The following is a 23,200-nucleotide window of genomic DNA, read 5'->3' on the forward strand; positions in this document are numbered from 1 at the left end:
GCCCACCTGCCGCATCCTAGAACGACGCACCGCTGTGCGATGATCGTCACCGCTCGCCCCGATTCCGGGACCCGACACCGCAGGACACAACGCAGTTCGCCCGAGGAGCGTTCCCATGGACACCGATCGGCTCGCCGGCACCGTCGCCGGTCTGCTGCCGCGCGCCCGTACCGAACTGGCCGAGTTGGTCTCCTTCCGCTCGGTCGCGCTCATCGACCCGGAGCGCTTCCCGGCGACCGAGTCCGACGCCGCCGCCCACTGGATCACCGACGCGCTGACCGCCGAGGGCTTCGAGGACGTGCGGCTGCTCGACACCCCGGACGGCACCCGTTCGGTGTACGGGTACCTGCCAGGACCGGCCGGCGCCCCCACGGTGCTGCTCTACGCCCACTACGACGTACAGCCGCCGCTCGACGAATCGGCGTGGCTCAGCCCGCCGTTCGAGCTGACCGAGCGCGACGGCCGGTGGTACGGGCGCGGCGCCGCGGACTGCAAGGGCGGCGTCCTCATGCATCTGACCGCGCTCCGCGCGCTGCGCGAGAACGGCGGCGTACCGGTCTCGGTCAAGGTCATCGTGGAGGGCTCGGAGGAGCAGGGCACCGGCGGTCTGCAGCAGTACGCCGAGCAGCACCCGGAGTTGCTGGCGGCCGACACGATCGTCATCGGCGACGTCGGCAACTTCCGTGTCGGGCTGCCCACGGTCACGGCCACGCTGCGCGGCATGACGATGCTGCGCGTACAGGTGGACGCGCTGGCGGGGAACCTGCACTCGGGCCAGTTCGGCGGCGCCGCCCCCGACGCCCTCGCCGCGCTCATCCGGATCCTCGACTCGCTGCGCGGCCCCGACGGCTCGACCACGGTCGACGGCCTGGCGCCCGGCTCCCGGTGGGACGGCCTGGCCTACCCGGAGGACGCCTTCCGCCGTGACGCCAAGGTGCTGGACGGCGTGGAGCTGATCGGCACGGGCAGCGTCGCGGACCGCATCTGGGCGAGCCCCGCGGTGACGGTCGTCGGCATGGACGTCCCCTCGGTGGCCGGGGCCACGCCCTCCGTACAGGCCACCGCCGCGGCGCTGGTGAGCCTGCGGCTGCCGCCGGGCCACGACTCGGCGGAGGCGACGGAGCGCCTGAGGGCGCACTTCGAGGCGCACGCGCCCTGGGGCGTACGGGTGACCACCGAGTCGTACGGCTCGGGCGAGCCGTTCCGCGCCGACGTCACCAGCCCCGCGTACCGCGCGATGGCCGAGGCGCTGCGTGCCGCGTACCCGGGCGAGGAGATGCAGGTCGCCGGGCAGGGCGGCACGATCCCGCTGTGCAACACCCTGGCCGAGCTGTACCCGCGGGCGGAGATCCTGCTGATCGGGCTCTCCGAGCCGGAGGCGCAGATCCACGCGGTGAACGAGAGCGTGTCGCCGGAGGAGTTGGAGCGGCTGTCGTTCGCGGAGGCGCTCTTCCTGCACCGGTACGCGGCCGGGCGCGCGGACTGAGTCCGCGGGCCGGCAGCGGCCGTCAGGCGACGTCCGTGAGCCGGGCGAAGACGACGACGTTGCCCTCGTAGCCGGGGGCGTCCCCCTCGCGGTAGCGGCCGCCGCAGGTGAGCACGCGCAGTTCGGCCCGGTCGGTGTCGCCGTAGACGCGCCGGCTGGGGAAGTCGGCGGCGTCGAAGACCTCGACGGCGTAGACGGTGAACTCCGCCGTGCGGCCGTCCTCCCGGTCGACCTTGACGACGTCGCCGCGCTTCAGGCCGCCGAGGCGGTAGAAGACGGCGGGCCCGGCGGCGTCGTCGACGTGCCCGGTGACGACGGCGGTGCCGGTGGCGCCGGGGGTGGCGGCGTCCCGGTACCAGCCGGCGAGGTTGCGTACGCCGGGAGGCGGCGCGGCGAGCCAGCCGTCGGGGTCGAGACCGACGTCGGTCAGCGGCGCGTCGACGCCGATGGCGGGGATCCGGATCGTGGCCGGCCGCGAGGTGGCCAGCGGCGGGTGCGCGGGCGGGCCGTCGTCGGTGAGCGCGCTCTCCGCGGAGGGCTGCGGTGGGCCGAAGCCGCCGGTGAGCGCGGTGTGGATCATGCCGATGCCCAGGAGCATGACGCAGATGACGACGCCCGCGGCGAACTTGTCGCGCGGCGCGCCGGCCACGCTCCCGCCGCCCCCGCCGTCGCCGCCGGGGTCCGGGGGCGGGCCGCCGGACGCGGTGCCGTTCGGTGCGGGACCGTACCCGGTCGGGTCGTGGGGCAGCGTGCCGTGGGGGGTCATGCCGTAGGGCATCGCGGCGTAGGGGTCGATGGTGCGTTGCTCGTGCATGGTGCGGACCGTTTCTGCCCGGGGGGAGCCACGCGGGAAGGTGCGCGGGGAGCGGTGCGGGGAGCGGTGCGGGGAGCGGTGCGGGGAGCGGTGCGGGGAGCGGTGCGGGGAGCGGTGCGGGGAGGTGTACGGGACGTCGGGTACGGCCCGCGTCGTGCGCCCCGCGGCCCGGAGGCCGCGGGGCGGCACGCGCGATGCGGACCGGGCCTGCGCCGCGGGGTCAGTCGCGGCCGGGCGTATCCCGGCGCCGTAGCAGCAGGGCCCCGCCGAACGCGCCGGCGGCGGTCAGCCCGGCGCCGCCGGAGAGCATCACGGTGCGGTCCTCCTGGGAGCCGCCGAGGCCGCCGCGTGCCGGATGCGCCGGCTTCACCGGATGCGCCGGCTCGGCCTGGCTGACCGCTTCCTTTTCCTTGCCCGGCTCGGCGGGCTCCGCGCCCTCCTTGCCCGGCTGCGACGGCAGCGCCGACTGGGTCGCCTCCTTGCCCTGTTCCTGGCGCGGCCTGGACGTGGAGCCGGTCTCCGACTTGCCGCCACCGGCGGCGGCGATGGTCAGCGGCGCGGTGCCGGACTCGGCGCCGCAGGTGAACGTCACGTCGAAGGAGGCGCCCGGCTTGGCGTCGAGGTCGACCATCACCTGGGCGCTCTGGGTACCGCCGCCCGTGCCGAGGGTCGTCTTGTCGAAGACCGCCGACGCGGCCGTGGCTTCCTTGTCGCACTCGGTCACGGTCAGCTCGACCCTGCCGCCCGGCTTGACGGTCTTGGGGGTGACCGTGAAGCCGAAGGAGGTGATGTCGTCGTCGTTGCCCTGCGCCGTCGCCACCGTGGCCGTGAAGCCGGCGGCGACGGCACCGACGGCCGCGGCTGCCAGCGCCGTGGATATGATCCGCATCGGTCGTTCGCTCCTGAAGTGGGGGGAACGCGACGACGTGGGCCGCCGCTACCGGAGACGCTATGCAGCCGGAGCCGGTGACACGCACTCAAAAACTGCTGAACGGGGCAATAGCAGGGCCAATAGGGTTGCCACGGCCACCCCGCCGTTCCGCCACGTCTCTCGCGCCCCTCGCGAGCCCATCGCGCCCTCGTGTCCCCCTCGGGCTACGCCCCGTCCGCGACCGGCGCCCCGCCCTCCAGGTAGACCGCCGCCCCCTGCCGCCGCGCCCGCAGCGCCCAGCGCAGCCGGCTGAACCGCACCGACGGCAGCAGCACGCCCGCCTCGTCCTCCGTGACGAACCGCCAGGCGCGCAGCTCGGGGCCCGGCAGCAGCACACCGGCCGCCTCCGCGGGGCCCAGCCGCCCGCCGTCGTAGAGGAGCCGCAGCCCGCCGTACTCGGGCGGCCGGGGCGGCTCCCAGTCCACCACCAGCAGCCGCGGCGCCCGCCGCAGGCTCAGCCCCAGCTCCTCCGCCACCTCCCGGACGCCGCCGCGCGCCGGCGCCTCGCCGGCCTCGACGACGCCGCCGGGGAACTCCCAGCCCGGCTTGTACGTGGGATCGACGAGGAGCACCCGGTCGTCCTCGTCGAAGAGCAGCACGCCGGCGGCGAGCGTCTCGCCGGTGGGCTCGGAGTTCTGCACGATGTCGCAGTATCCGGCCCCGGCGCGCAGGCGCGAGGCGATCTCCTCGGCGGCCTCGCGTGCGCTCTGACCTGCGGCGTCGACGAGGTGGGCGTCGCCGGTGAGCCAATGCGGGAAGGACCCGGCGTGCAGGATCGTTTCGTCAAACGAGACCAGCAGATGGCGTACTTCGAAGCCGCGCGAGGCCAGCCTGCCGAAGATCTCGTCGCGGTGCTCCTCGCGCCACAGCGCCGCCGGCACCACGAGCGGACCGTCCGCCTCCGCCAGCAGCGCCGCCGCCGTCTCGATCACCAGCCGGCGCCACGACGGCAGCTCCCGCTCGTCGCCGACCTCGTCCAGGCGCTTCTGCGGCAGCAGTGCGCGCAGTTGTCCGCCCGTCAGCTCCGGGTCGTAGAGAATGCTCCCCGGCGTCAGCTCCACCAGTTCGTGCGCGACGCGGCGCAGACCCGTATCCCATGCACCGTTCAACCAGACGATCACATGTTCCCCCTCTCAGCCGCCCCCAGAGAGTTGCCCGCTACCCGCTCCCGGGGAAACTCCGTGCGAAGAGTTTGGCCGCAGGGCTACGTCACACCGCCGTAACCCGGCGCAATGACGCCGGGTCGCGGACGAAGCCGGGCGGCCGCGTGGCCCGTGCGCGGTCGAGCCCGGCCCAACCGTGCCGGACGGGGTCCGGCTGGGGGCCGTTCGGCCCCTCCATCGCACCCCGCCCACCAGGCAGGATGGCGCCCACCTGCCCGCTTCGTGCGGGCCGGGTTCGGCGGCCCGGTCCGGAGGTCAGATGGGCTGACCGACGGCTCCCCCCGGGCCGCCGTAGCCCCTCTCCTGCGGGCCGCCGTCGCTTTCCCAGCCGCCTCACCCCTTGGTCGAGCCGAGCGTGAGACCGGCGATGAAGTGCCGCTGCAGCAGCAGGAAGACGATGATCGTCGGGAGCGCGACCAGCACGGATCCGGCCGCGAGCAAGTTGTAGTCCGTGAAGAATTGCCCGCGCAGGTTGTTGAGCGCCGAGGTGATCGGGAGCTTGTCGCCGTCGGAGATGAAGACCAGCGCCCACAGGAAGTCGTTGTACATCCAGGTGAACTGCAGCGTCCCCAGGGCCGCCAGCGCCGGGCGGCACAGGGGCAGGGTGATCCGCCAGTACTGGGTCCACACCCCGGCGCCGTCGACGACCGCCGCCTCCAGGATCTCGGTGGGCAGCGCGCGCATGAAGTTCGCCAGCACGAAGACGCAGAAGCCGAGCTGGAAGCCGACGTTGACGGAGATGACGGCCCAGTACGAGTCGTACATCGTCATCGACTCGGACATCCAGTACGGCAGCTCGATGCGGTTGAACATCACGTACAGCGGGGTGACGATGACCTGCTGCGGCAGCAGGTTGCCCGCGGTGAAGAGGATGAGCAGGAAGAAGCCGCCGCGGATGCGCAGCCGGGCCAGCACGAAGGCGGCGAACGACGCCAGGAACAGCACGATCAGCACGCCGGGCACGGCGATGATGAGCGAGTTGACGAAGTACTTGCTCATCTCCGAGTCGGAGAACGCCTGCCGGTAGTAGTCGAAGGACAGCTTGCGGGGGAAGGAGAAGTAGCCGTGCTCGGCGGTCTCCTCGTACGGGCGCAGCGAGGCGTACACGGCGAGAAGCAGCGGGGCCAGGAAGGCCAGCGAGACCCCGCCGAGGAAGATGTGCACGCCGAACCGGCCGCGGCGCGGCCGCTTCCCTGCCTCCCGGTCCGGCTTCCCGGCCGGCGCCGCGGCGGGGCGCGGCGTGGTCGCGGTGGGTATGTCGGCGGTCATCGGTGCTCCTCCCCGCGCATCTCCTGCACCAGGTACGTCACGATGAACCCCAGGGAGACGGTGAGCAGCACCACGGCGATGGCGGAGCCGAAGCCGATGCGGCTGGCCTCGCCGATGATGTTGTCGGTGACGAGCACGGAGAGCAGTTCCAGGCCGTTTCTGCCCTTGTTGATGGCGTAGACGATGTCGAAGGCGCGTAGCGCCTCGATGACGGTGATGACGAGGACGACGACGTTGACCGGCCGCATCGTGGGGAAGACCACGCGCAGGAAGGTCTGCCGCTCGTTCGCGCCGTCGATGGCGGCGGCCTCCTTCAGCTCGGGCGCCACCGCCTTGAGTCCGGCCAGATAGAGGATCATCACGTAGCCGGTATGCCGCCAGCCGGCGGCCAGCAGCACCATCCAGATGTTGAGGTCGCGGTCGCCGAGCCAGTCGGTGGGGTTGTTCTCGTTGCCCAGGATGGCGTTCAGCGCGCCCTGGTCGCGGGAGAAGATCAGCTGGGCGATGAAGCCGACGACGGCGAGGGAGAGCACCACCGGCAGGTAGATCGTGGACTGGTAGAAGCGCGAGAAGCGCACGCCGCGGTCGATGACGACCGCGAGCAGCAGCCCGAAGGGCGTGGCGACCAGCCCCAGGAACGCGATCCACAGCAGGTTGTTGCGCACCGCCGGCCAGAAGGGCGGGTAGTCGCCGCCGGCGAGCGTGTCGTAGTTGTCGCCGCCGACCCAGCTCAGGTCGGACAGACCGTCCCAGGAGGAGAAAGAGAGGGTGATGGAGGCGACGGTCGGCCCCCAGATGATGAACAGGTCCAGCAGGATGGCGAAGCCCAGCAGCACGCCGATGACGGCGAGGTCGCGGGCGGTGAACCGCCGCGGACCCCGCCGTCGGGTGCGCCGCGCGTGGTTGACGAGCGGCACGGCGGGCTACTCCTGGCCCTCGGCGAAGATGGTCTTCTTCTGGCTCTCGATGCCGTTGAGCAGGCCGTCGATGTCGCCCGGGTCGTCGATGAAGTCCTGGAGCGCCTTGATCATGACCGTCGAGGCGAAGTCGGGGCGGGTGTCCCGGTCGAGGAACTGGGATATCTGCTTGGCGTTCGAGACCATCTCCGCCGCCTTCTTCTGCAGCGTCGAGTAGGCGGAGGTGTCGGCGCCCGAGTGCACGGCGACGTTGTTGGGGTCGGTCTTCAGATACGCGTCCTCGGCGGCCGGGGTGGCGAGGAACTTCAGCAGTTCCTGGGCACCTTCCTCGTTCTTGACCTTGGACGACATCAGGAAGCCGTCGATGGGCGCCTCGACCGCGTCCTGCCCGTGCTCGGGGGATATCTCGGGGAACGGGAAGAAGTCGAGGTCATCGCGGTCAGCCTCGGCGAACTGCTGGCCGGGGTGCGGCAGGCCGAGGACGGCCATGCCGGTCTTCTTCTGCGCCAGCGACTGCGCGGCCTCCTGCCAGGTGCGGCCGTTGGCGCCCTTGTCGTGGTACGGCATGAGGCCGCGCCACAGGTCGAAGACCTCGCGCACCCGGGGGTCGGTCCAGGACTCCTCGCCGGCCATCAGCGACTTGTGGAACTCGTACCCGTTGGCGCGCATGTTGAGATAGTCGAACGTGCCCATGGCCGGCCAGCCGTCCTTGTCGCCGAAGGCGAACGGGACCAGGCCGTCCTTCTGCATCTGCTTGGCCAGGGCGGTGTACTGGTCGAAGGTCGTCGGTATCTCGTAGCCGCCCTGCTCGAAGACGCTCTTCCGGTAGAAGACCGCCCACGGGTAGTAGTAGAACGGCACGAAGTACTGTTTGCCGTCGGCGCCCGTGGACTGGTCCTTCAGCGCGCCGGAGAACCCGTCGAAGCCCTTCCACAGGTCGCTGATCTCCGTGAGCAGCCCGCGCTCGGCGAAGAACTGCATGCGGTAGCCGGCGAACCACATGAACACGTCATCCGGCTGGCCCTGCAGATAGCGGTTGATGTTCTCCTGGAACGTGTTGTGGTCGACGGTGTTGACCTCGACCTTCTTCTTCGATTTCTTCTCAAACAGGTCGAACGCGTCCTGGAACGCCTTGCGGGGCACCTCGTCGGAGGCGTTCGACCCCAGCGTCACGGTCTTGCCGTCCCCGCCCGGGCCGCTTCCGCAGGCGGCGAGCAGGGTCGGGAGGGTGACGGCGCCGGCGCCGAGAGCGGCTCCTCGCAGCAGACTCCGGCGCGTCATCGGTGGTGCGGTGGTGGGGCGGCCTACAGTCCTGCTGGCAGAAGATGAGGCGCTCATCGCTCCCCTTCCGTGGAGTGTTAACCAAACACAACCGAACGAAGATTGTGGGATCACACCTCCACCCACGGGCACTGTCAAGGGTTTTGACCGAGTGTCAGCCAACTGTTACCGCATCTCTTCCGACAGAAGCGAACAAGCTCTACCGTAAACGCTCGTGTGACGCGTCCATGACCCGTCCTGTTCGCAGCACCCCCACCCAGAGGAGTGGATCCGATGCGGAAACTGCCCTCCGCACGAAGAGCCGCCAGACCGTACGCGCGCGCGGTGGTCGGCGCCGCGGGAGCGGTCGCGCTGTGCGCGGTCCTCACCGCGCCGGCCGCGGCGGCGCCCAGGGGAGCCCAGACGCAGAGCGCGACCGCCGCCGCGAAGCCCGCGGCCCAGCCCGCGGCCCAGCCCGCGGCCCAGCCCGCGGCCCAGCCGGCGGTGCGGCTGCCCGACGGGCTGGCGAAGACCCCGCCCATGGGCTTCAACAACTGGAACTCCACCCACTGCCGGGCGGAGTTCGACCACGAGATGGTCAAGGGCATCGCCGACATCTTCGTCGAGCGCGGTCTGAAGGACGCCGGCTACGAGTACGTCAACCTCGACGACTGCTGGGCCCTCCCCCAGCGCGACGCGAACGGCAAGCTCGTCCCCGACCCCGTGCGCTTCCCCGACGGGATCAAGGCCGTGGCCGACTACGTCCACTCCAAGGGTCTGAAGATCGGCATCTACACCAGCGCCGGCACCAAGACCTGCAACTCCGCCGGCTTCCCCGGTGCCCTCGGGCACGAGGAGAGCGACGCGATGCAGTTCGCGGAGTGGGGCATCGACTACCTCAAGTACGACAACTGCAACAACCAGGGCGTCGACGCCATCCAGCGGTACACCAAGATGCGCGACGCGCTGAAGGCCGCCTCCGAGACCACCGGCCGGCCCATCGTCTACAGCATCTGCGAGTGGGGCCAGAACAAGCCGTGGGAGTGGGCCGCGGACGTCGGGCATCTGTGGCGTACGACCGGTGACATCAGCGACAACTGGTCCAGCATGCTCGGCATCATGAAGCAGAACCTGCCGCTCGCCGAGTACGCGGGCCCGGGCCACTGGAACGACCCGGACATGCTGGAGGTCGGCAACGGCGGCATGACCGACACCGAGTACCGCACGCACTTCTCGATGTGGTCCATCATGGCGGCGCCGCTGCTCATCGGCTCCGACCTGCGCACCGCGGACGAGGCGACGTTCGAGATCCTGGAGAACAGGGACGTCATCGCCGTCGACCAGGACCCGCTGGGCAAGCAGGGCGCCGTGGTCACCTCCGAGGGCGGCCGGTGGGTCGTCGCCAAGGAGATGGCGGACGGCAGCCGCGCCGTGGCGCTCTTCAACGAGTCGGGCGCTCCGCAGCGCATCTCCACCACCGCCGAGGCCGTGGGACTGCCGGCCGCGGAGGGCTACCGGATGCGCGACCTGTGGCAGCACGCGGACTACAACACCGGCGGCGAGATCTCCGCGTCGGTGCCCGCGCACGGGACCGTGATGTACCGCGTCTGGCCCAGCGAGGACGCCGGCTCCTACCCGCCGGCCGCCGAGTTCGGCACCGACGCGACCCCGTACGTCGAGGCGGGCGGCGAGGCCGGGGTGACGACGACGTTCCGCAACACCGGCGTCACCCCGGCGAAGAACGTCACCGTCGCCTTCGACGCCCCGGCGGGCTGGCAGGTGGAGACCGACTCCCCCACCACGGCGAAGCAGCTCAAGCCGGGCGGCAAGCTGACCACCACGTGGCGGGTCACCGCCCCCGCGGGCGCCGGCACCGGCCGTCAGGAGTTCCCGCTCTCCGCCGGCTACGCGGCACCGTCCGGCCAGACGGTGTCGCTGACCTCGGCGGGCGCGGCGTACGTGGTCGCGAGCCCACCGGCGGGGACGACGTACGCGAGCGACTGGGAGTGGCTGGAGGCCGGCAACGGCTGGGGTCCGGTGGAGCGGGACACCAGCGTCGGCGAGCAGCCGGCGGGCGACGGCAAGCCCCTCACCCTCGGCGGCCAGACGTATGCCAAGGGCCTGGGCGTGCACGCCGCCAGCGACATCGGCTTCTACACCGGCGAGGAGTGCGAGACGTTCAGCGCCCGGGTCGGGGTGGACGACGAGACCGGGACCAACGGCTCGGTGTCCTTCGAGGTCTGGGCGGACGGCGCCAAGGTCGCGGACTCCGGCGTGCTGACAGGCGACAAGGCGGCGCAGCCGCTGTCCGCGGACATCGGCGGCGCGCAGACCGTACGGCTGGTCGTCACCGACGGCGGCGACGGCGTGGACCACGACCACGGCGACTGGGCGGACGCGCAGTTCACCTGCTGATGCCCCGTCGCGTACGGCCGTGAAGGAGGGCGGGTGCGCCGCCGCGCCTGACGCACGCGGCGCCGCACCCGCCCGCGGGGCACCGGCCCGGCAGCACCCGCTGCCGTACGCGCCGGGCCGCTGCCCCGCACCGCAACCGGCCGTCAGCCGGACGCGGTGAACCGCCGCAGGCCCAGCTTCTGCGCCGCCGCCGCGGCGGCGCCGATCAGACCCGCGTCCGTACCGAGATGCGCTGGGACCACCGCCACCTCGGCGGCGTACGACAGCGCGGCGTACGCCTTCAGGTGCTGCCGCACCGGCGCGAACAGCAGCTCCCCGGCCGCCGCCACGCCGCCGCCGATCACCGCGGCCTCGATCTCGACCAGCGTCGCGGTGGCGGCGATGCCCGCGGCCAGGGCCTTGGCGGCCCGGTCGAAGGAGGCCAGCGCCACGGGATCGCCGGCGCGGGCCGCGGCGGCGACGCCGGCGGCGGTGTCGTCGCCGTCCGGGCCCGGGGTCCAGCCGGCGGCGAGGGCACGGCGGGCGATGTTCGGCCCCGAGGCGATCCGCTCCACACAGCCGCGGCCGCCGCAGGGGCACGGGTCTCCGTCGAGGTCGACGGAGATGTGGCCGATGTGCCCCGAGTTGCCGGTGGGTCCCGGGTACGGGCGCCCGTCGAGGACGAGCCCGCCGCCGACGCCGGTGGAGACGACCATGCACAGCGCCGCGGACCGGCCGCGGGCGGCACCCTGCCAGTGCTCGGCGGCGGCCATGGCGACGCCGTCGCCGACGAGCACCACGGGCAGCCCGCCGGCGGCCTCGCCCACGGCGGCCACCAGCGGGTAGTCGCGCCAGCCGGGGATGTTGACGGGGCTGACGGTGCCCACGGAGGCGTCCACGGGTCCGGCGCTGCCGATGCCCACGGCGGTCGCGCGGGCCCATCCTGCGGGGTCGGCGGCGGCCAGGTCGCGCAGCACGCCGGTGACGGCGGCGGCGATGGTCGCGCCGTCCGCGGCGGCGGGCGTGGGCCGCTGGGCCCGGGCGAGGAGCCGGCCGCCGACGTCGACGAGGGCCGCGGCCGTCTTCGTACCGCCGATGTCGAGCGCGGCGACGAGCTCGGTCGGCTGGGCGGCGACCATCGTGGCGTCTCCTGGGGGCCGGGGCGGGCGGCGGATGCGGTGCGCGGACAGTCTGCCGGTAGCGTGACAACGTTGTCCAGCCCCTATCATCAGGCGCGTGTCCGATCACCTCACCGGCCCGCAGCGGCCCCGCTACGGCAGCCGTCCGACGATGAAGGACGTCGCCGCCCGCGCGGGTGTCGGCCTCAAGACCGTCTCGCGGGTGGTCAACGGCGAGCCCGGCGTCACGCAGGAGACCGAGCGGCGGGTGCGGGAGGCCATCGACGCGCTCGGCTTCCGCCGCAACGACAGCGCCCGCATCCTGCGCAAGGGCCGCACCGCCACCGTCGGGCTGGTGCTGGAGGACCTGGCCGACCCGTTCTACGCGCCTCTCAGCGGGGCCGTCGAGGAGGTCGCCCGCGCGCACGGCTCGCTGCTCATCCACGGCTCCAGCGGCGAGGACCCCGCGCGCGAGGAGGAGTTGGTGCTCGCGCTGTGCGCACGGCGCGTGGACGGGCTGGTGGTCGTGCCGGCCAGCACCGACCACCGCTATCTGGAGCCGGAGCTGGCCGCGGGCGTGGCCGCCGTCTTCGTCGACAGGCCGCCCGGGCGGATCAGCGCCGACACCGTGCTGTCCGACAACCACGGCGGCGCCCGCCGGGCGGTCGAGCACCTCGTCGGCCACGGGCACCGCAGGATCGGCTTCATCGGCGACCACCCCCGCATCCACACCGCCGCCGAGCGGCTGCGCGGCTACCGGGCGGCGATGGCGGACGCCGGGCTGCCGGTGGCCGCGGGGTGGACCTCGCTGGGCAGCACGGAGCCGGCGCGGGTGGCGGCGGAGTGCGTACGGATGACGTCAGGGCCTGATCCGGTGACGGCCCTGTTCACGGGCAACAACCGGGTCACCGTCACGGCCGTACGGACGCTGACGGCCGGCGGCCGGACGGCGGCGCTGGTCGGCTTCGACGACTTCGAGATGGCCGACCTGCTCTCCCCCGGGGTCACCGTCGTCGCCCAGGACCCGGCGGAACTGGGCCGCCGCGCGGCGGCCCGGCTCTTCCAGCGCCTGGACGGCGCGGTGGGCGACCCGGACCGGCTGGTCTTGCCGACCCGCCTGATCACCCGCGGCTCGGGCGAACAGCCGCCGGTCTTCTGACGCGCGGCTGCCGGCGGCGTCGGATACGGGCCGAGCTTCTGCACGGTGACCGGTGACGAGATCGCCGCCGGGGGCTCCCCCTTTCCCGGGTGGGTGTGTTCCGATCATCATGCGAAGTCCGTACGAGCACCGCCGCCACGCGCACAGAAAGGCCGGAACCCCATGGCCTCCCGTGAGATCCCCTCCGCCCCCGCCGACGTCCTGCCCGCAGACGCGGACGCCGCCCTGCTGGTCGGCCGCCTGCTCGACCCCGCCGACGGCGGCCCGAGTCAGGTCACCGTCCGCGGCGACGTCCTCGTCGACATCACCCCCCTCGGGCCGACCGTCTCGGATCTGCTGGAGCACCCCGACGCCGCCGCGCGCGTCCGCGGGGCGGCGGGTGGGCGGAGCTGGCCGCTGGGCGAGGTGCTGGCGGCCACCGCCGCCGGGGACGCGGGCCGGGCGCGGCTGCTGGCGCCGGTGGATCTGCAGGTGCTCAAGGCGGCCGGGGTGACGTTCGCGGACAGCATGATGGAGCGGGTCATCGAGGAGCGCGCGGGCGGCGTCGCCGCCGCGGCGGACGAGATCCGGGCGCGGATCGGCGCGCGGCTCGGCACCCGGCTGGAGACGGTACGGGCCGGCAGCCCGGAGGCCGTCGAACTGCTGGCGTGGCTGCGGGAGCAGGGGCTCTGGTCGCAGTACCTGGAGGTCGGCCTCGGGCCGGACGCAGAGATCTTCACCAAGGGCCCGGTGCTGTCGGCGGTGGGGTACGGGGCGCGGATAGGCGTGGCCGAGGTCTCCGAATGGAACAACCCCGAGCCCGAGTTGGTCCTCGTCGTCGCCTCGGACGGCCGCGTCGCGGGCGTCACCCTCGGCAACGACGTGAACCTCCGCGACATCGAGGGCCGCAGTGCCCTGCTGTTGCCCCAGGCGAAGGACAACAACGCCTCCACCGCCCTCGGCCCGTTCGTCCGCCTCACCGACGACGCCTTCACCGTCGACTCCGTACGCGACGCGACGATCGCCCTGTCCGTGCGGGGAGAGGACGGCTTCGTGCTGCGCGACTCGTCCGACATGGCGCGCATCAGCCGCCCGCTGGAGACGCTGGTCGCCCAGGCCGTGAACCGCCGCCATCAATACCCGGATGGCGTCGTGCTGTTCACCGGCACGCTCTTCGCACCCACCGCCGACCGCGGCGCTCCGGGCAGCGGCTTCACCCACCGCGAGGGTGACCTGGTGGAGATCTCGACGCCCCTCCTCGGCACCCTGCGCAACACCGTCACCACCAGCGAGCAGGCACCGCCGTGGGAGGCGGGCATCCGCGCCCTGTACGCCAACCTCGCCCACCGCGGCCTGCTCGGGGCGGCGACGCGTTGACGCCGTACGCGTATGCGCCCCGACGCCTGGCCGCCCTGACGCCCTGACGTCTCCCCGCACGCCCGCCCCAGGGTAGGCCGCTCCGCTGACACGCACGCCCCGCCCACGGCGGGCCAGCCAGCCGGGCCCCTGTCCCCCCGCTCCCGGCCGAGCCCCGCCCTCACCCCCGCGGCGGACGGCCCGCCAGCGCGTCGAGTTCCGTACGCCCCAGGCCCGTTCGGTCCGTGACCTCCGCCTCGTCCACCGCCCCGCAGTCCAGGCCCCGCAGCAGATAGCCGCTCAGCGCCCGCGCCGTCGCGGGCTCGTCCAGTACGGCACCGGCGCCGCCCCCCGCCCCGCCCAAGCGCCCCGCGTACGCCGTCAGCCTGGCGCACGCCGCGTCCAGGCCCTCGCGGTAGAACGCGTACACCGCCGCGTACCGCGTCGGCAGATGCCCCGGATGCATGTCCCAGCCCTGGTAGTACGCCCGCGCCAACGACCGCCGCACCAGGCCGTAGTGCAGCCGCCAGGCCGCGTGTACCTGCGCCGTGCCGCCCACCGGCAGCACGTTCGTCGAGCCGTCGGAGAGCCGTACGCCCGTACCCGCCGCGGCCACCTGCATCACGGCCTTCGCGTGGTCCGCCACCGGGTGGTCCATCGACTGGTGCGCCGCGCTCACCCCGCACGCCGCGCTGTAGTCGAACGTGCCGTAGTGCAGCCCCGTCGCCCGCCCGCCCGCCGCGTCGATCATCCGCGCAACCGTGGCGCGGCCGTCCGCGCCGAGGATCGCCTGCGTCGTCTCGATCTGGATCTCGAAGCCGAGCCGCCCCGCCGGGAGGCCGTGCACCCGCTCGAACTCCCCCAGCAGCGCCGCCATCGCGCTCACCTGCTCCGGGTACGTGACCTTCGGCAGCGTCAGCACCAGCCCGTCCGGCAGCGCGCCGCCGCCCGCCCGCAGCAGCGCGGTGAGGAAGAGGTCGAGCGTGCGGATGGCGCGGTCGCGGACGGGGGCCTCCAGGCACTTGGCACGGATGCCGGCGTACGGCGGCGCCCCGCCGTCGGCGACGGCCTCCGCGACGAGCCGGGCGGCGGCCACCGCCGCGGCGTCCTCCTCGTCGTCGGGGCGCGGCCCGTAGCCGTCCTCGAAGTCGACGCGCAGGTCCTCGACCGGCTCGCGCGCGAGCTTGGCGCGCACCCGGTCGTACACCTCCGACGCCGCCCCCGCCGGCAGCCCGAGCGCGGCGGCCAGCACGCCGGCGTCCGGCGCGTGCGCGTCGAGGGCGTCGAGGGCCTGGCGGCCCCACTCCCGTACGGTACGGGCCCCGAAGGCGTCGGCGGGGACGTAGACGGTGTGCACGGGCTGGCGGGTGCCGGGGTCGCCGGGGTACCGGCGGGCGAGTTCGGCGTCGACGGGGGCAAGGGCGGCGGCGATCCGGGCCCGTACGGGGGCGCCGATCGACGTCGCGGCCGAATCGTCCTGCGCCACCATGCACCCTCCCGGTGTTCAACAAAACGTTGAAACCGAACGTATCCGGGCGTCCGCGAACCGTCAACGGGCAGCGCTCACACCCCGCGAGCCACCGCCGCGCCGCGCCGGGTCGCCACCCACAGGACAAACCCCAGCCCGCTGAACCCGGCACCCAGCGCGCAGACGGCACCCCATCCGGCCACCGCGTAGAGCGAGGTCGCGGCGATGGCGCCGATGGCGCTGCCGACCGAGTAGAAGACCATGTAGCCGCCGATGAGGCGGCTGCCGGCGTCGGGGCGCAGCGCGTAGATCAGGGTCTGGTTGGTGACGTGGACCGCCTGCACGGCGAGGTCGAGCAGGATCACCCCGGCGACCAGCGCCCACAGCGAGCCGCGCGTGAAGGCAAGCGGGAGCCAGGAGGCAGCGAGCAGCGCCAGGGCGGCGCCTGTGGTCCGCCCGGAGAGCCCGCGGTCGTTCAGGCGGCCCGCCGCGGACGCGGCCAGGGCGCCGACGACGCCGATCAGGCCCAGCATCCCGATGGCGCTGTGCGACAGGGAGTACGGCTCCTCGCTGAGCGGCAGCGCGACGCTGCTCCACAGGGTGCTGAACGCGGCGAAGACGAGAAGCCCGAAGAGCGCCCGGAGCCGCAGCAGCGGTTCCCGTACGAACAAGGTCACGGTGGAGCGCAGGAGTTGCCCGTAGCGCAGGCTCGTCGGCGGCGTGCCGCCGTGCCGCGGCAGCGCGCGGTGCAGGACCAGGGCGAGCAGGGCGGTGAGCGAGGCGGAGGCGAGGTAGACGGAGCGCCAGCCCGCGAGGTCGGCCAGGACGCCGGAGACGGTACGGGCGAGCAGGATGCCGATGACCACGCCGCCGGTGACCAGCCCGACGACCCGGCCGCGCGCGGCGGGCGGGGCCAGCGACGCGGCGAAGGCCACCAGCGTCTGCGTGACGACCGCGAGCAGCCCCATCGCGGCCATCCCCGCGAGCAGCACCGCCGCCGTGGGGGCGGCGGCCACCACGGTCAGCGCCGCCACCAGCAGCAGCAGTTGGGCCACGACGAGCCGTCTGCGGTCGGCCATGTCGCCCAGCGGCACGAGGAGGAAGAGCCCGAGCCCGTACCCGACGTGCGTGAGGGTGACGATGACGCCGACGAGCGCCGGGCTCATGGCGAGGTCGTCGCCCATGGCCACCAGGAGCGGCTGGGAGAAGTAGACGTTGGCCACCGCGGCGCCGCAGGCGACGGCGAACAGCATGACGACACCGCGGGACAGGCCGGGTTTTTCTCCGCTGCGGGCCTCGACCCGCCGGGTCGCGGCGTCGGCACTTCCGGGCATGGGCGTCCCTCCCCGATCTGGTTTCATCTTGCTACCAGCGAGACGGTAGCCCGGCTTGGTAGCATGTTGCAACCGACTTCGAGAGGGGACCGCCATGGTGGCCAGGACGCGCTTCGACGACAGCGAATGCCCCGTCGCCCGGTCGGTGGACGCGATCGGCGACTGGTGGTCGCTGCTCATCGTGCGGGACGCCTTCGACGGCAGCAGGCGGTTCGGGGAGTTCCAGCGCAGCCTCGGGGTGGCGAAGAACATCCTCACCGCGCGGCTGCGCACCCTCGTCGACGGCGGCGTCCTCGCCTCCGTCCCCGCCTCGGACGGCACCGCCTACCGCGAGTACGTGCTGACGCCGAAGGGCGAGGCGCTCTTCCCCGTCATCGTGGCGCTGCGGCAGTGGGGCGAGGAGAACGCATTCGCGCCCGGCGAACCGCACTCGGAGCTGCTCGACCGGCGGGAGGGGCGGCGCCTGCGCGGGCTGGAGGTGCTGTCCGCGGACGGGCGCCGGCTGCGTCCCGGCGAGACCGAGGTACGCAAGGTCTCCGCCGGGTGATGCGCGGGTGACACCGTTCCGGGTGCCTCAGGACCAGGCACCCGCGAGCCAGGCGAGCCACAGCGCGACCGGCACCGCGAACGTCAGCAGGCGCAGCGCGCTGTCCGCCGTCGCGGCGGCGGCGCGGTGCGGCGGCCAGGGCAGGGGGCGTACGTCGGGATCCGTGCCCGGCAGCGGGGTTCCGGCGGCCGCGGCGGCCGTCGCGGCCAGGGACGCGGCGGCGCGCCCGGCCGGAGTCAGCTCGTCCGGTACGTCACCGGGGCCGCCCGCGCCGCTCACACCACCCGGACTGCCCGCGCCGTTCACACCACCGGTGCCGCCCGAGCCGTCACCCGGCGGCACCTCCGCGCCCAACTCCCCGGCCACGTCCGCGAGGAGCGCCCGCTGCCGGGCGCCGGTGCCCCGGTCCGGCTTCCCGCCCGGCCGGCCCGCGCGGGATGCGCCGGGGCCACCGGCCCGTAGCACGAACGCGGACGCCTCGTCGTACACGACGTACTGCGCCCCGCCGTCCCGCTCGGGACCGGACACGACAGCCGTCAGCAGCGCCGCGTCCCGGTCCGCCGCGCGCAGCAGCGCCGCCGCCCCGCGCAGCGCGGCCGCCGCCTCCGCCCCGCCCAGGACCCGGCCCCCGCCCGCGACCGTCGTACGCACCGCAGCCCACGCCGCACCGCCCGGCACCACCAGCGACGCCGCATCCGGCCCGGCCACCACCCAACTGCCGCCCCGCGGCCGGAACCCGCGCCGCCGCAGCGAGTACCCCGCCACGCTCGCCGCGCCCACGACCGCCGCCGCTCCGAGCAGCCACGGCACCGGCACCTCCCCGGTGATCCGCAGCAGCACCAGCAGGGCGTACGCCGCCGTGAACCGCGGCCAGGTGCCCGGCAGCCCGCCGTACGGCGGGCTCCACTCCCGCGCGCCCCGCGGCAGCCAGGCGTACGGGCTCGTGCCACCGCTCCCGCTCATGCGCCGCATCCTCCCACGCGCCGCACGCGCCCGACCACGGCGCCACAGCGGCGCCCCCGCGGCCACTCCGCGGCGCCTCCGGGCACGCGTAAGGACCCGCGGCGCACACCGCGGGCCCTTACGAACGGCGGCAAGCACCGCGGGCGCGGCGAACCGCGCCCGCCGCGCTCAGCCCTTGCGGGCCTTGACCTCACCGGTGAGCTGCGGGACGACCGCGAACAGGTCGCCGACGACGCCGTAGTCGACGAGGTCGAAGATCGGCGCCTCGTTGTCCTTGTTCACGGCCACGATCGTCTTCGACGTCTGCATGCCGGCCCGGTGCTGGATCGCGCCGGAGATGCCGGCCGCGATGTAGAGCTGCGGCGAGACCGTCTTGCCGGTCTGGCCGACCTGGTGCGAGTGCGGGTACCAGCCCGCGTCCACCGCCGCCCGGGAGGCGCCGACGGCCGCGCCGAGGGAGTCGGCCAGCTCCTCGATGATGCGGAAGTTCTCCGCGCCGTTGACGCCACGGCCGCCGGAGACGACGATCGCCGCCTCGGTCAGCTCGGGGCGGCCCGTCGACTCGCGCGGGGTCCGGCCCACGACCTTCGTACCGGCCGCGGACTCGCCGAAGCCGAACGTCAACTGCTCCACGGCGCTCTCGACCGGAGCGGCCTCAGGGGCGGCGGAGTTGGGCTTGACGGTGATGACGGGGGTGCCGCGCGAGACGCGCGACCGGGTGGTGAACGCCGCGGCGAACACGGCCTGCGTGGTGACCGGGCCGTCGTCGCCGGCCTCGACGTCCACGGCGTCGGTGATGATGCCGGAGCCGATCCGCACCGCGAGGCGGGCGCCGATCTCCTTGCACTCCACCGACGACGGCAGCAGCACGGCGGCCGGCTGCACGGCGTCGTACGCGGCCTTCAGCGCGTCGACCTTCGGTACGACGAGGTAGTCGGCGAACTCGGCGGCGTCGGCCGTCAGCACGCGCACCGCGCCGTGCTCGGCGAGCACGGGCGCCGCGGCGTCGACGCCGGGGCCCAGGTGGACGGCGACCGGGTCGCCGATGCGGCGGGCGAGGGCCAGCAGCTCCAGCGTCGGCTTGCGCACGGCGCCGTCGACGTGGTCGACGTAGACGAGGACTTCAGTCATGGATCTCGTTCTCCTGCGATACGAGGGCGGAAGGCGGAACGGCGAAGGGGGCGCGGGGACTCAGATGAACTTCTGGCCCGCGAGGAACTCGGCGAGCTGCTTGCCGCCCTCGCCCTCGTCCTTGACGATCGTGCCGGCGGTGCGCGCCGGGCGCTTCGTGGCGTCCTCGACCTTCGTCCAGGCGCCCGCCAGGCCGACCTCCTCGGCGTCGATGCCCAGGTCGTCCAGGTCCAGGGTCTCCACCGGCTTCTTCTTCGCCGCCATGATGCCCTTGAACGAGGGGTAACGGGCCTCCCCCGACTGGTCGGTCACGGACACGACGGCCGGCAGCGCCGCCTCCAACTGCTCGCTGGCGGCGTCGCCGTCGCGGCGGCCGGTGACCTTGCCGTCGGCGACGGCGACGGCGGATAGCTGGGTCACCTGGGGCACGCCCAGGCGCTCGGCGAGGATCGCGGGCAGCACGCCCATGGTGCCGTCGGTGGACGCCATGCCGCAGACGACGAGGTCGTATCCGACGTGCTCGACCGCCTTGGCGAGGACCAGCGAGGTGCCCATGACGTCGGTGCCGTGCAGGTCGTCGTCCTCGACGTGCACGGCCTTGTCGGCGCCCATGGACAGACCCTTGCGCAGCGCGTCGCGCGCGTCCTCGGGGCCCACGGTCAGCACCGTGATCTCCGCGTCGTCGGCGGCCTCGGAGATCTGCAGGGCCTGTTCGACCGCGTACTCGTCCAGCTCCGACAGCAGGCCGTCGACGGCCTCGCGGTCGGTGGTCAGGTCATCGGAGAAGTGCCGGTCGCCGGTGGCGTCGGGCACGTACTTCACACAGACAACGATCCTCAAGCTCACGCCGGCTCTCCTACCGCTTCGTATCGAGACACTGCCGTGCTGGCAGCATAGGCGCCATCGACGGCTGCCACCGGGCGGATCCGGTGGTCGCCGTCCAGTTTATTACTCGCCAGTAAACCCGTGCGGGCGCCCTTCGCTCAAGGTCGCCCGGCTGTGATATTTCCAACCCGTTCCGCCCGCCCCGGCTCCTCCGTCATCGCCGCTCCCAGCGCGGCGATGACGTCGGCCTTGCGCGGCAGGCCCGCCGCGCGGCGTACCACCCGGCCGTCCGCGTCCAGCACCAGCACCGTCGGCGTCCGCGTCACCTCCAGCCTGCGGACGAGCCCGAGGTGGCTCTCGGCGTCCACGTCCACGTACGCCACGCCCGCGACCATGCCCGCCACGTCCGCGAGGATCCGCCGCGTGGCCGCGCAGGGGCGGCAGAAGGCGCTGGAGAACTGCACGAGCGTGGCCCGCTCCCCCAGCGCCCGCGCGTCGAGGTCCGCCGCGGTCAGCCGCTCCACCGGCTGCTCCACCGGCCGCTTCGCCGCTGCCCGTTCCACCGCCGCCCGTTCCGTCGTGCCGTCCGCCATGCATTCCAGCATGCAGCACCGCCGCGGGGTCAATGACAAGATCCCGTCACGCTGAAGGGGGGGTCTGGCGCGGGGCGCACACGTCGTGCACGATCAGGGAGAACGTAGCTACGCACGCGTAACTTCCGCCGGGAGCTCCTGACCCTCCGGGCCGGAGAAGGGACCAGCCCGGCATGGCAGACCTCGTCTACCCGCCCGTCGTCGGCATCTGCAAGACCGCCTTCAAGGCGATGGACCTGCGGATCGACCTGAAGGGCCAGGAGCACGTGCCGCGCCGCGGCGGCGCCGTCCTGGTGAGCAACCACATCAGTTACCTGGACTTCGTCTTCTGCGGCTACGCGGCCCGGCCGGCGAAGCGCTTCGTGCGCTTCATGACCAAGGAGTCGGTCTTCCGCCACCGCGCCTCCGGTCCGCTGCTGCGCGCGATGAAGCACATCCCGGTCGACCGCGCGCAGGGCGGGCAGGCGTTCGCGCACGCGCTGCGGGCGCTGCGCTCCGGCGAGGTCGTCGGGGTCTTCCCCGAGGCGACGATCTCGCAGTCGTTCACCCTGAAGTCGTTCAAGTCGGGCGCCGCGCGGCTCGCGCAGCAGGCGGGAGTGCCGCTGCTGCCGATGGCGGTGTGGGGGACGCAGCGGATCTGGACCAAGGGCCGGACGCGCGACTTCGGGCGGAACCACCTGCCGATCACGCTGCGCCTGGGCGCGCCGGTGCCGACCGGGGACGGGGTGGCGGACGCGCCGGCCGGGGCGGATCACGAGGACGCGGAGAAGCTGACGGAGCGGCTCAAGGGCCGGATCCAGGAGCTGCTGGAGGCGGCGCAGGGCGCGTACCCGGACCGCCCGCGGGGGCCGGGGGACGACTGGTGGCAGCCGGCACACCTGGGCGGCAGCGCACCGGCGCCGGGGGTCTGAGCGGCCGGAGACTGAGCGGCGGCGGGAGACTGAGCGGCGGCCGGAGTCTGAGCGGCGGCGGTTGAGGGCTGCGCGGCGGGGTCCGGGCGTACCGCCGGACCTGCGTCGACCGGCCGCACCCTCACCCTCGATCTCGACGTCAGGTCGAGGGTGAGGTTCAGGGTGGCGGCGGGCCTCAGGCCGGGTCGCGGATCTCGATCTCGGCGCCGGGCGAACTCTTCTGCAGCGCCTCGGCCAGTTCCTCGGCCGCGGCGGTCAGCTCCTCGTACGTCATCGGCTCCTGCCGCTCCAGCAGGAACAGCGCGTTCGTGGAGTCCTCGGTGAGCCGGGTGCGCACGCCCTGGCGCCAGTTCCAGCGGCGGCAGGTGACGCCCGTACCGTCGCGCCAGACGACCTCGCCGGGGTCGGGGTGCTCGTCGTCGAAGCGCTCCTCGCCGGTGGCGCGGATGAGGTGCATGTCGCCGTCGATGTGGTCGGTGTCCTCGCCGCCGACGGGGACGAGGTGGGCGACGCTGACGGCGTTGTAGATGTCGACCAGCCGGTTGATACGCGGCAGGCCGGCGTCGGCGAGGGCGCGGCGGGCGAGCGCCTCGGCGGAGTTGCGGAACTTGGACGGCTTGGCGCCGAAGGCGGCGTACGCGGCCCGCCACGCCTGCATGTGCGGGTCCTGCTGCGGCGGGGTGTCGCCGAGGCGCGCGGCGAGGCGGCGGGCGGCGTCATCGAGGAGCGCGGCGCCGGCGGCGTCGCTGGGGCCGCTGACGAGGCCACGGGCGACGACGGCGACGTGGGCGAAGCCGGGGGCGAGGGCGCGTACGTCGTCGGCGACGTGGGTGCGGAGGGTCATGCGGTCCTTCTGCGGGTCGGGGCGGGGCCGGGGTCGGTGGGCCGCGGTGGTGCCGGGGCGTACGCAGGGTACGGGAGGCGGGCCCGCGGGGGTGCGGCGGGCGGCGGCTTTGTCAGTGGGGCGGCCTACCCTTGGGCGGGTGTGCGGGGGTTACAGGGCGGTGGGAAGGATGCGGTCCAGGTGGCGGCGGTCGGTGGCCGCGTGGAGCGCTTCGAGGGTAGCCGGGTGGGGCGTCGCGCGGACCAGCAGGTCGTCGTGCTCACCCGCGGACGGGTCCGGGGCGAAGGCCAGTTGCTCGCGGTCGAGGCGGAACTGCGCGTCCACACCTGGCTTGTTGCCGCGCGGGTCCTGGCGGATCCAGTCGCGTCCGGGCAGCCGCAGCGCGACCAGGCCGTGCAGCACGCCGAGGTGCTGGTAGCAGAAGCCGGCCGGTATGCCCTGGGCGCGCAGCAGGGCGACGAGGGCGTGGGCCTTGGCGTAGCAGATCCCGGTACGGGCCTTCAGCACGTCCGAGGCGCGGCAGGTGACGCGCAGGTCCCCGGCGTCGTTGGAGTGCGGGATCGTGTCCCGTATGAACTCGTAGGCCCCCTTGGCGTACGCCTCCGGCGCCTCCGCGACCTCGCGCAGCCGGTACGCGGTCCCGGCCACCAGCGGGTGCTCGTGGTCGACGACCGCGTCGGCGGCGAGGTACGCGGACAGGTCGGGCCGCTCCTGCTGGAGTTCCATGCAGGAGAGCGT

At 73.6% G+C, this 23,200-nt stretch carries 21 protein-coding genes; 6 read left to right on the top strand and 15 right to left on the bottom strand.

Translation table 11 applies throughout. The annotated features are described in order from the left end of the window. The first annotated feature begins 115 nt into the window (after nucleotides 1–115). Nucleotides 116–1,486, top strand: coding sequence for a dipeptidase (locus tag OG946_RS03045; protein ID WP_326794612.1), 1,371 nt, complete (start codon nucleotides 116–118; stop codon nucleotides 1,484–1,486). Nucleotides 1,487–1,508: 22 nt separating this feature from the next. Here OG946_RS03045 and OG946_RS03050 read toward each other — a convergent pair whose 3' ends face one another. From OG946_RS03050 to OG946_RS03075, 6 genes are all read right to left on the bottom strand, one after another. Then, nucleotides 1,509–2,300: a class F sortase gene (locus OG946_RS03050; protein WP_326794613.1), complete on the bottom strand. Its 792-nt coding sequence runs from the start codon at nucleotides 2,298–2,300 to the stop codon at nucleotides 1,509–1,511. Nucleotides 2,301–2,520: 220 nt separating this feature from the next. Beyond that, nucleotides 2,521–3,189 carry a hypothetical protein gene (locus OG946_RS03055; protein WP_326794614.1) on the bottom strand — a complete coding sequence of 223 codons (669 nt, stop codon included), beginning with the start codon at nucleotides 3,187–3,189 and terminating at the stop codon, nucleotides 2,521–2,523. 206 nt (nucleotides 3,190–3,395) lie between these two features. Continuing rightward, nucleotides 3,396–4,352 (bottom strand): NUDIX hydrolase, encoded by a 957-nt coding sequence (locus OG946_RS03060; RefSeq protein WP_326794615.1) that lies wholly within the window; start codon nucleotides 4,350–4,352, stop codon nucleotides 3,396–3,398. A gap of 375 nt (nucleotides 4,353–4,727) precedes the next feature. After that, nucleotides 4,728–5,663 (bottom strand): carbohydrate ABC transporter permease, encoded by a 936-nt coding sequence (locus OG946_RS03065; RefSeq protein ID WP_047014500.1) that lies wholly within the window; start codon nucleotides 5,661–5,663, stop codon nucleotides 4,728–4,730. Next, nucleotides 5,660–6,580: a carbohydrate ABC transporter permease gene (locus tag OG946_RS03070; protein ID WP_047014501.1), complete on the bottom strand. Its 921-nt coding sequence runs from the start codon at nucleotides 6,578–6,580 to the stop codon at nucleotides 5,660–5,662. The genes OG946_RS03065 and OG946_RS03070 overlap by 4 nt, the downstream gene beginning before the upstream one ends. Before the next feature lie 6 nt (nucleotides 6,581–6,586). Continuing rightward, complete coding sequence (locus OG946_RS03075; protein WP_326794616.1) at nucleotides 6,587–7,861, bottom strand: ABC transporter substrate-binding protein; 1,275 nt, start codon at nucleotides 7,859–7,861, stop codon at nucleotides 6,587–6,589. A gap of 273 nt (nucleotides 7,862–8,134) precedes the next feature. Here OG946_RS03075 and OG946_RS03080 point away from each other — a divergent pair, with 273 nt between their 5' ends. Beyond that, nucleotides 8,135–10,255, top strand: coding sequence for an NPCBM/NEW2 domain-containing protein (locus OG946_RS03080; RefSeq protein WP_326794617.1), 2,121 nt, complete (start codon nucleotides 8,135–8,137; stop codon nucleotides 10,253–10,255). Nucleotides 10,256–10,398: 143 nt separating this feature from the next. Here OG946_RS03080 and OG946_RS03085 read toward each other — a convergent pair whose 3' ends face one another. Further along, a complete protein-coding gene (locus OG946_RS03085; protein WP_326794618.1) occupies nucleotides 10,399–11,373 on the bottom strand; it encodes an ROK family protein in 975 nt (324 codons plus the stop codon). A gap of 151 nt (nucleotides 11,374–11,524) precedes the next feature. Between OG946_RS03085 and OG946_RS03090 the strand changes: the two genes are divergently transcribed. Beyond that, nucleotides 11,525–12,511 (top strand): LacI family DNA-binding transcriptional regulator, encoded by a 987-nt coding sequence (locus OG946_RS03090; RefSeq protein ID WP_326800127.1) that lies wholly within the window; start codon nucleotides 11,525–11,527, stop codon nucleotides 12,509–12,511. 162 nt (nucleotides 12,512–12,673) lie between these two features. Continuing rightward, entirely contained in the window at nucleotides 12,674–13,867 is a 1,194-nt protein-coding gene (locus OG946_RS03095) for a fumarylacetoacetate hydrolase family protein (protein ID WP_326794619.1), read from the top strand. Nucleotides 13,868–14,027: 160 nt separating this feature from the next. Here the strand turns inward: OG946_RS03095 and OG946_RS03100 are convergent, their stop codons facing one another. Continuing rightward, nucleotides 14,028–15,335 (bottom strand): DUF6986 family protein, encoded by a 1,308-nt coding sequence (locus OG946_RS03100; RefSeq protein WP_326794620.1) that lies wholly within the window; start codon nucleotides 15,333–15,335, stop codon nucleotides 14,028–14,030. 74 nt (nucleotides 15,336–15,409) lie between these two features. Further along, nucleotides 15,410–16,648 carry an MFS transporter gene (locus OG946_RS03105; RefSeq protein WP_326794621.1) on the bottom strand — a complete coding sequence of 413 codons (1,239 nt, stop codon included), beginning with the start codon at nucleotides 16,646–16,648 and terminating at the stop codon, nucleotides 15,410–15,412. 94 nt (nucleotides 16,649–16,742) lie between these two features. Between OG946_RS03105 and OG946_RS03110 the strand changes: the two genes are divergently transcribed. Continuing rightward, nucleotides 16,743–17,195: a winged helix-turn-helix transcriptional regulator gene (locus tag OG946_RS03110; RefSeq protein WP_326794622.1), complete on the top strand. Its 453-nt coding sequence runs from the start codon at nucleotides 16,743–16,745 to the stop codon at nucleotides 17,193–17,195. A gap of 27 nt (nucleotides 17,196–17,222) precedes the next feature. Here OG946_RS03110 and OG946_RS03115 read toward each other — a convergent pair whose 3' ends face one another. The 4 genes from OG946_RS03115 to OG946_RS03130 all read right to left on the bottom strand — a co-directional run bounded on the left by OG946_RS03115 (nucleotide 17,223) and on the right by OG946_RS03130 (nucleotide 20,707). Next, nucleotides 17,223–18,158, bottom strand: a complete 936-nt coding sequence (locus OG946_RS03115) for a hypothetical protein (RefSeq protein ID WP_326794623.1) — start codon at nucleotides 18,156–18,158, stop codon at nucleotides 17,223–17,225. Between the two features lie 168 nt (nucleotides 18,159–18,326). Next, on the bottom strand, nucleotides 18,327–19,289 hold the full coding sequence (locus OG946_RS03120) for an electron transfer flavoprotein subunit alpha/FixB family protein (protein WP_326794624.1): 963 nt from the start codon (nucleotides 19,287–19,289) through the stop codon (nucleotides 18,327–18,329). Between the two features lie 60 nt (nucleotides 19,290–19,349). After that, entirely contained in the window at nucleotides 19,350–20,135 is a 786-nt protein-coding gene (locus tag OG946_RS03125) for an electron transfer flavoprotein subunit beta/FixA family protein (protein ID WP_326794625.1), read from the bottom strand. Nucleotides 20,136–20,272: 137 nt separating this feature from the next. Then, the gene (locus OG946_RS03130; RefSeq protein WP_326794626.1) at nucleotides 20,273–20,707 is read right to left on the bottom strand and encodes a TlpA family protein disulfide reductase; all 435 of its coding nucleotides are present in this window, start codon (nucleotides 20,705–20,707) and stop codon (nucleotides 20,273–20,275) included. Between the two features lie 173 nt (nucleotides 20,708–20,880). Between OG946_RS03130 and OG946_RS03135 the strand changes: the two genes are divergently transcribed. Next, a complete protein-coding gene (locus tag OG946_RS03135; RefSeq protein ID WP_326794627.1) occupies nucleotides 20,881–21,618 on the top strand; it encodes a lysophospholipid acyltransferase family protein in 738 nt (245 codons plus the stop codon). A 175-nt stretch (nucleotides 21,619–21,793) separates the two neighbouring features. On the opposite strand, the gene OG946_RS03140 is transcribed toward OG946_RS03135, so the two are convergent. Then, nucleotides 21,794–22,462, bottom strand: a complete 669-nt coding sequence (locus OG946_RS03140; RefSeq protein WP_326794628.1) for a B3/B4 domain-containing protein — start codon at nucleotides 22,460–22,462, stop codon at nucleotides 21,794–21,796. Nucleotides 22,463–22,612: 150 nt separating this feature from the next. Continuing rightward, complete coding sequence (locus OG946_RS03145) at nucleotides 22,613–23,188, bottom strand: transglutaminase-like domain-containing protein (protein WP_326794629.1); 576 nt, start codon at nucleotides 23,186–23,188, stop codon at nucleotides 22,613–22,615. Nucleotides 23,189–23,200: the final 12 nt, after the last annotated feature.

Origin of the sequence: Streptomyces sp. NBC_01808, from assembly GCF_035917395.1 — a bacterium.
Taxonomy (GTDB): Bacteria; Actinomycetota; Actinomycetes; order Streptomycetales; family Streptomycetaceae; genus Streptomyces.

What these genes read in the sequence shown, in the direction of transcription:
- OG946_RS03120 (WP_326794624.1), bottom strand. Translation starts at nt 19,289, where the DNA reads ATGACTGAAGTCCTCGTCTACGTCGACCACGTCGACGGCGCCGTGCGC.
- OG946_RS03090 (WP_326800127.1), top strand. Translation starts at nt 11,525, where the DNA reads ATGAAGGACGTCGCCGCCCGCGCGGGTGTCGGCCTCAAGACCGTCTCG.
- OG946_RS03045 (WP_326794612.1), top strand. Translation starts at nt 116, where the DNA reads ATGGACACCGATCGGCTCGCCGGCACCGTCGCCGGTCTGCTGCCGCGC.
- OG946_RS03115 (WP_326794623.1), bottom strand. Translation starts at nt 18,158, where the DNA reads ATGAGCGGGAGCGGTGGCACGAGCCCGTACGCCTGGCTGCCGCGGGGC.
- OG946_RS03145 (WP_326794629.1), bottom strand. Translation starts at nt 23,188, where the DNA reads ATGGAACTCCAGCAGGAGCGGCCCGACCTGTCCGCGTACCTCGCCGCC.
- OG946_RS03055 (WP_326794614.1), bottom strand. Translation starts at nt 3,189, where the DNA reads ATGCGGATCATATCCACGGCGCTGGCAGCCGCGGCCGTCGGTGCCGTC.
- OG946_RS03100 (WP_326794620.1), bottom strand. Translation starts at nt 15,335, where the DNA reads ATGGTGGCGCAGGACGATTCGGCCGCGACGTCGATCGGCGCCCCCGTA.
- OG946_RS03130 (WP_326794626.1), bottom strand. Translation starts at nt 20,707, where the DNA reads ATGGCGGACGGCACGACGGAACGGGCGGCGGTGGAACGGGCAGCGGCG.
- OG946_RS03135 (WP_326794627.1), top strand. Translation starts at nt 20,881, where the DNA reads ATGGCAGACCTCGTCTACCCGCCCGTCGTCGGCATCTGCAAGACCGCC.
- OG946_RS03110 (WP_326794622.1), top strand. Translation starts at nt 16,743, where the DNA reads ATGGTGGCCAGGACGCGCTTCGACGACAGCGAATGCCCCGTCGCCCGG.
- OG946_RS03140 (WP_326794628.1), bottom strand. Translation starts at nt 22,462, where the DNA reads ATGACCCTCCGCACCCACGTCGCCGACGACGTACGCGCCCTCGCCCCC.
- OG946_RS03050 (WP_326794613.1), bottom strand. Translation starts at nt 2,300, where the DNA reads ATGCACGAGCAACGCACCATCGACCCCTACGCCGCGATGCCCTACGGC.
- OG946_RS03105 (WP_326794621.1), bottom strand. Translation starts at nt 16,648, where the DNA reads ATGCCCGGAAGTGCCGACGCCGCGACCCGGCGGGTCGAGGCCCGCAGC.
- OG946_RS03095 (WP_326794619.1), top strand. Translation starts at nt 12,674, where the DNA reads ATGGCCTCCCGTGAGATCCCCTCCGCCCCCGCCGACGTCCTGCCCGCA.
- OG946_RS03075 (WP_326794616.1), bottom strand. Translation starts at nt 7,861, where the DNA reads ATGACGCGCCGGAGTCTGCTGCGAGGAGCCGCTCTCGGCGCCGGCGCC.
- OG946_RS03080 (WP_326794617.1), top strand. Translation starts at nt 8,135, where the DNA reads ATGCGGAAACTGCCCTCCGCACGAAGAGCCGCCAGACCGTACGCGCGC.
- OG946_RS03085 (WP_326794618.1), bottom strand. Translation starts at nt 11,373, where the DNA reads ATGGTCGCCGCCCAGCCGACCGAGCTCGTCGCCGCGCTCGACATCGGC.
- OG946_RS03065 (WP_047014500.1), bottom strand. Translation starts at nt 5,663, where the DNA reads ATGACCGCCGACATACCCACCGCGACCACGCCGCGCCCCGCCGCGGCG.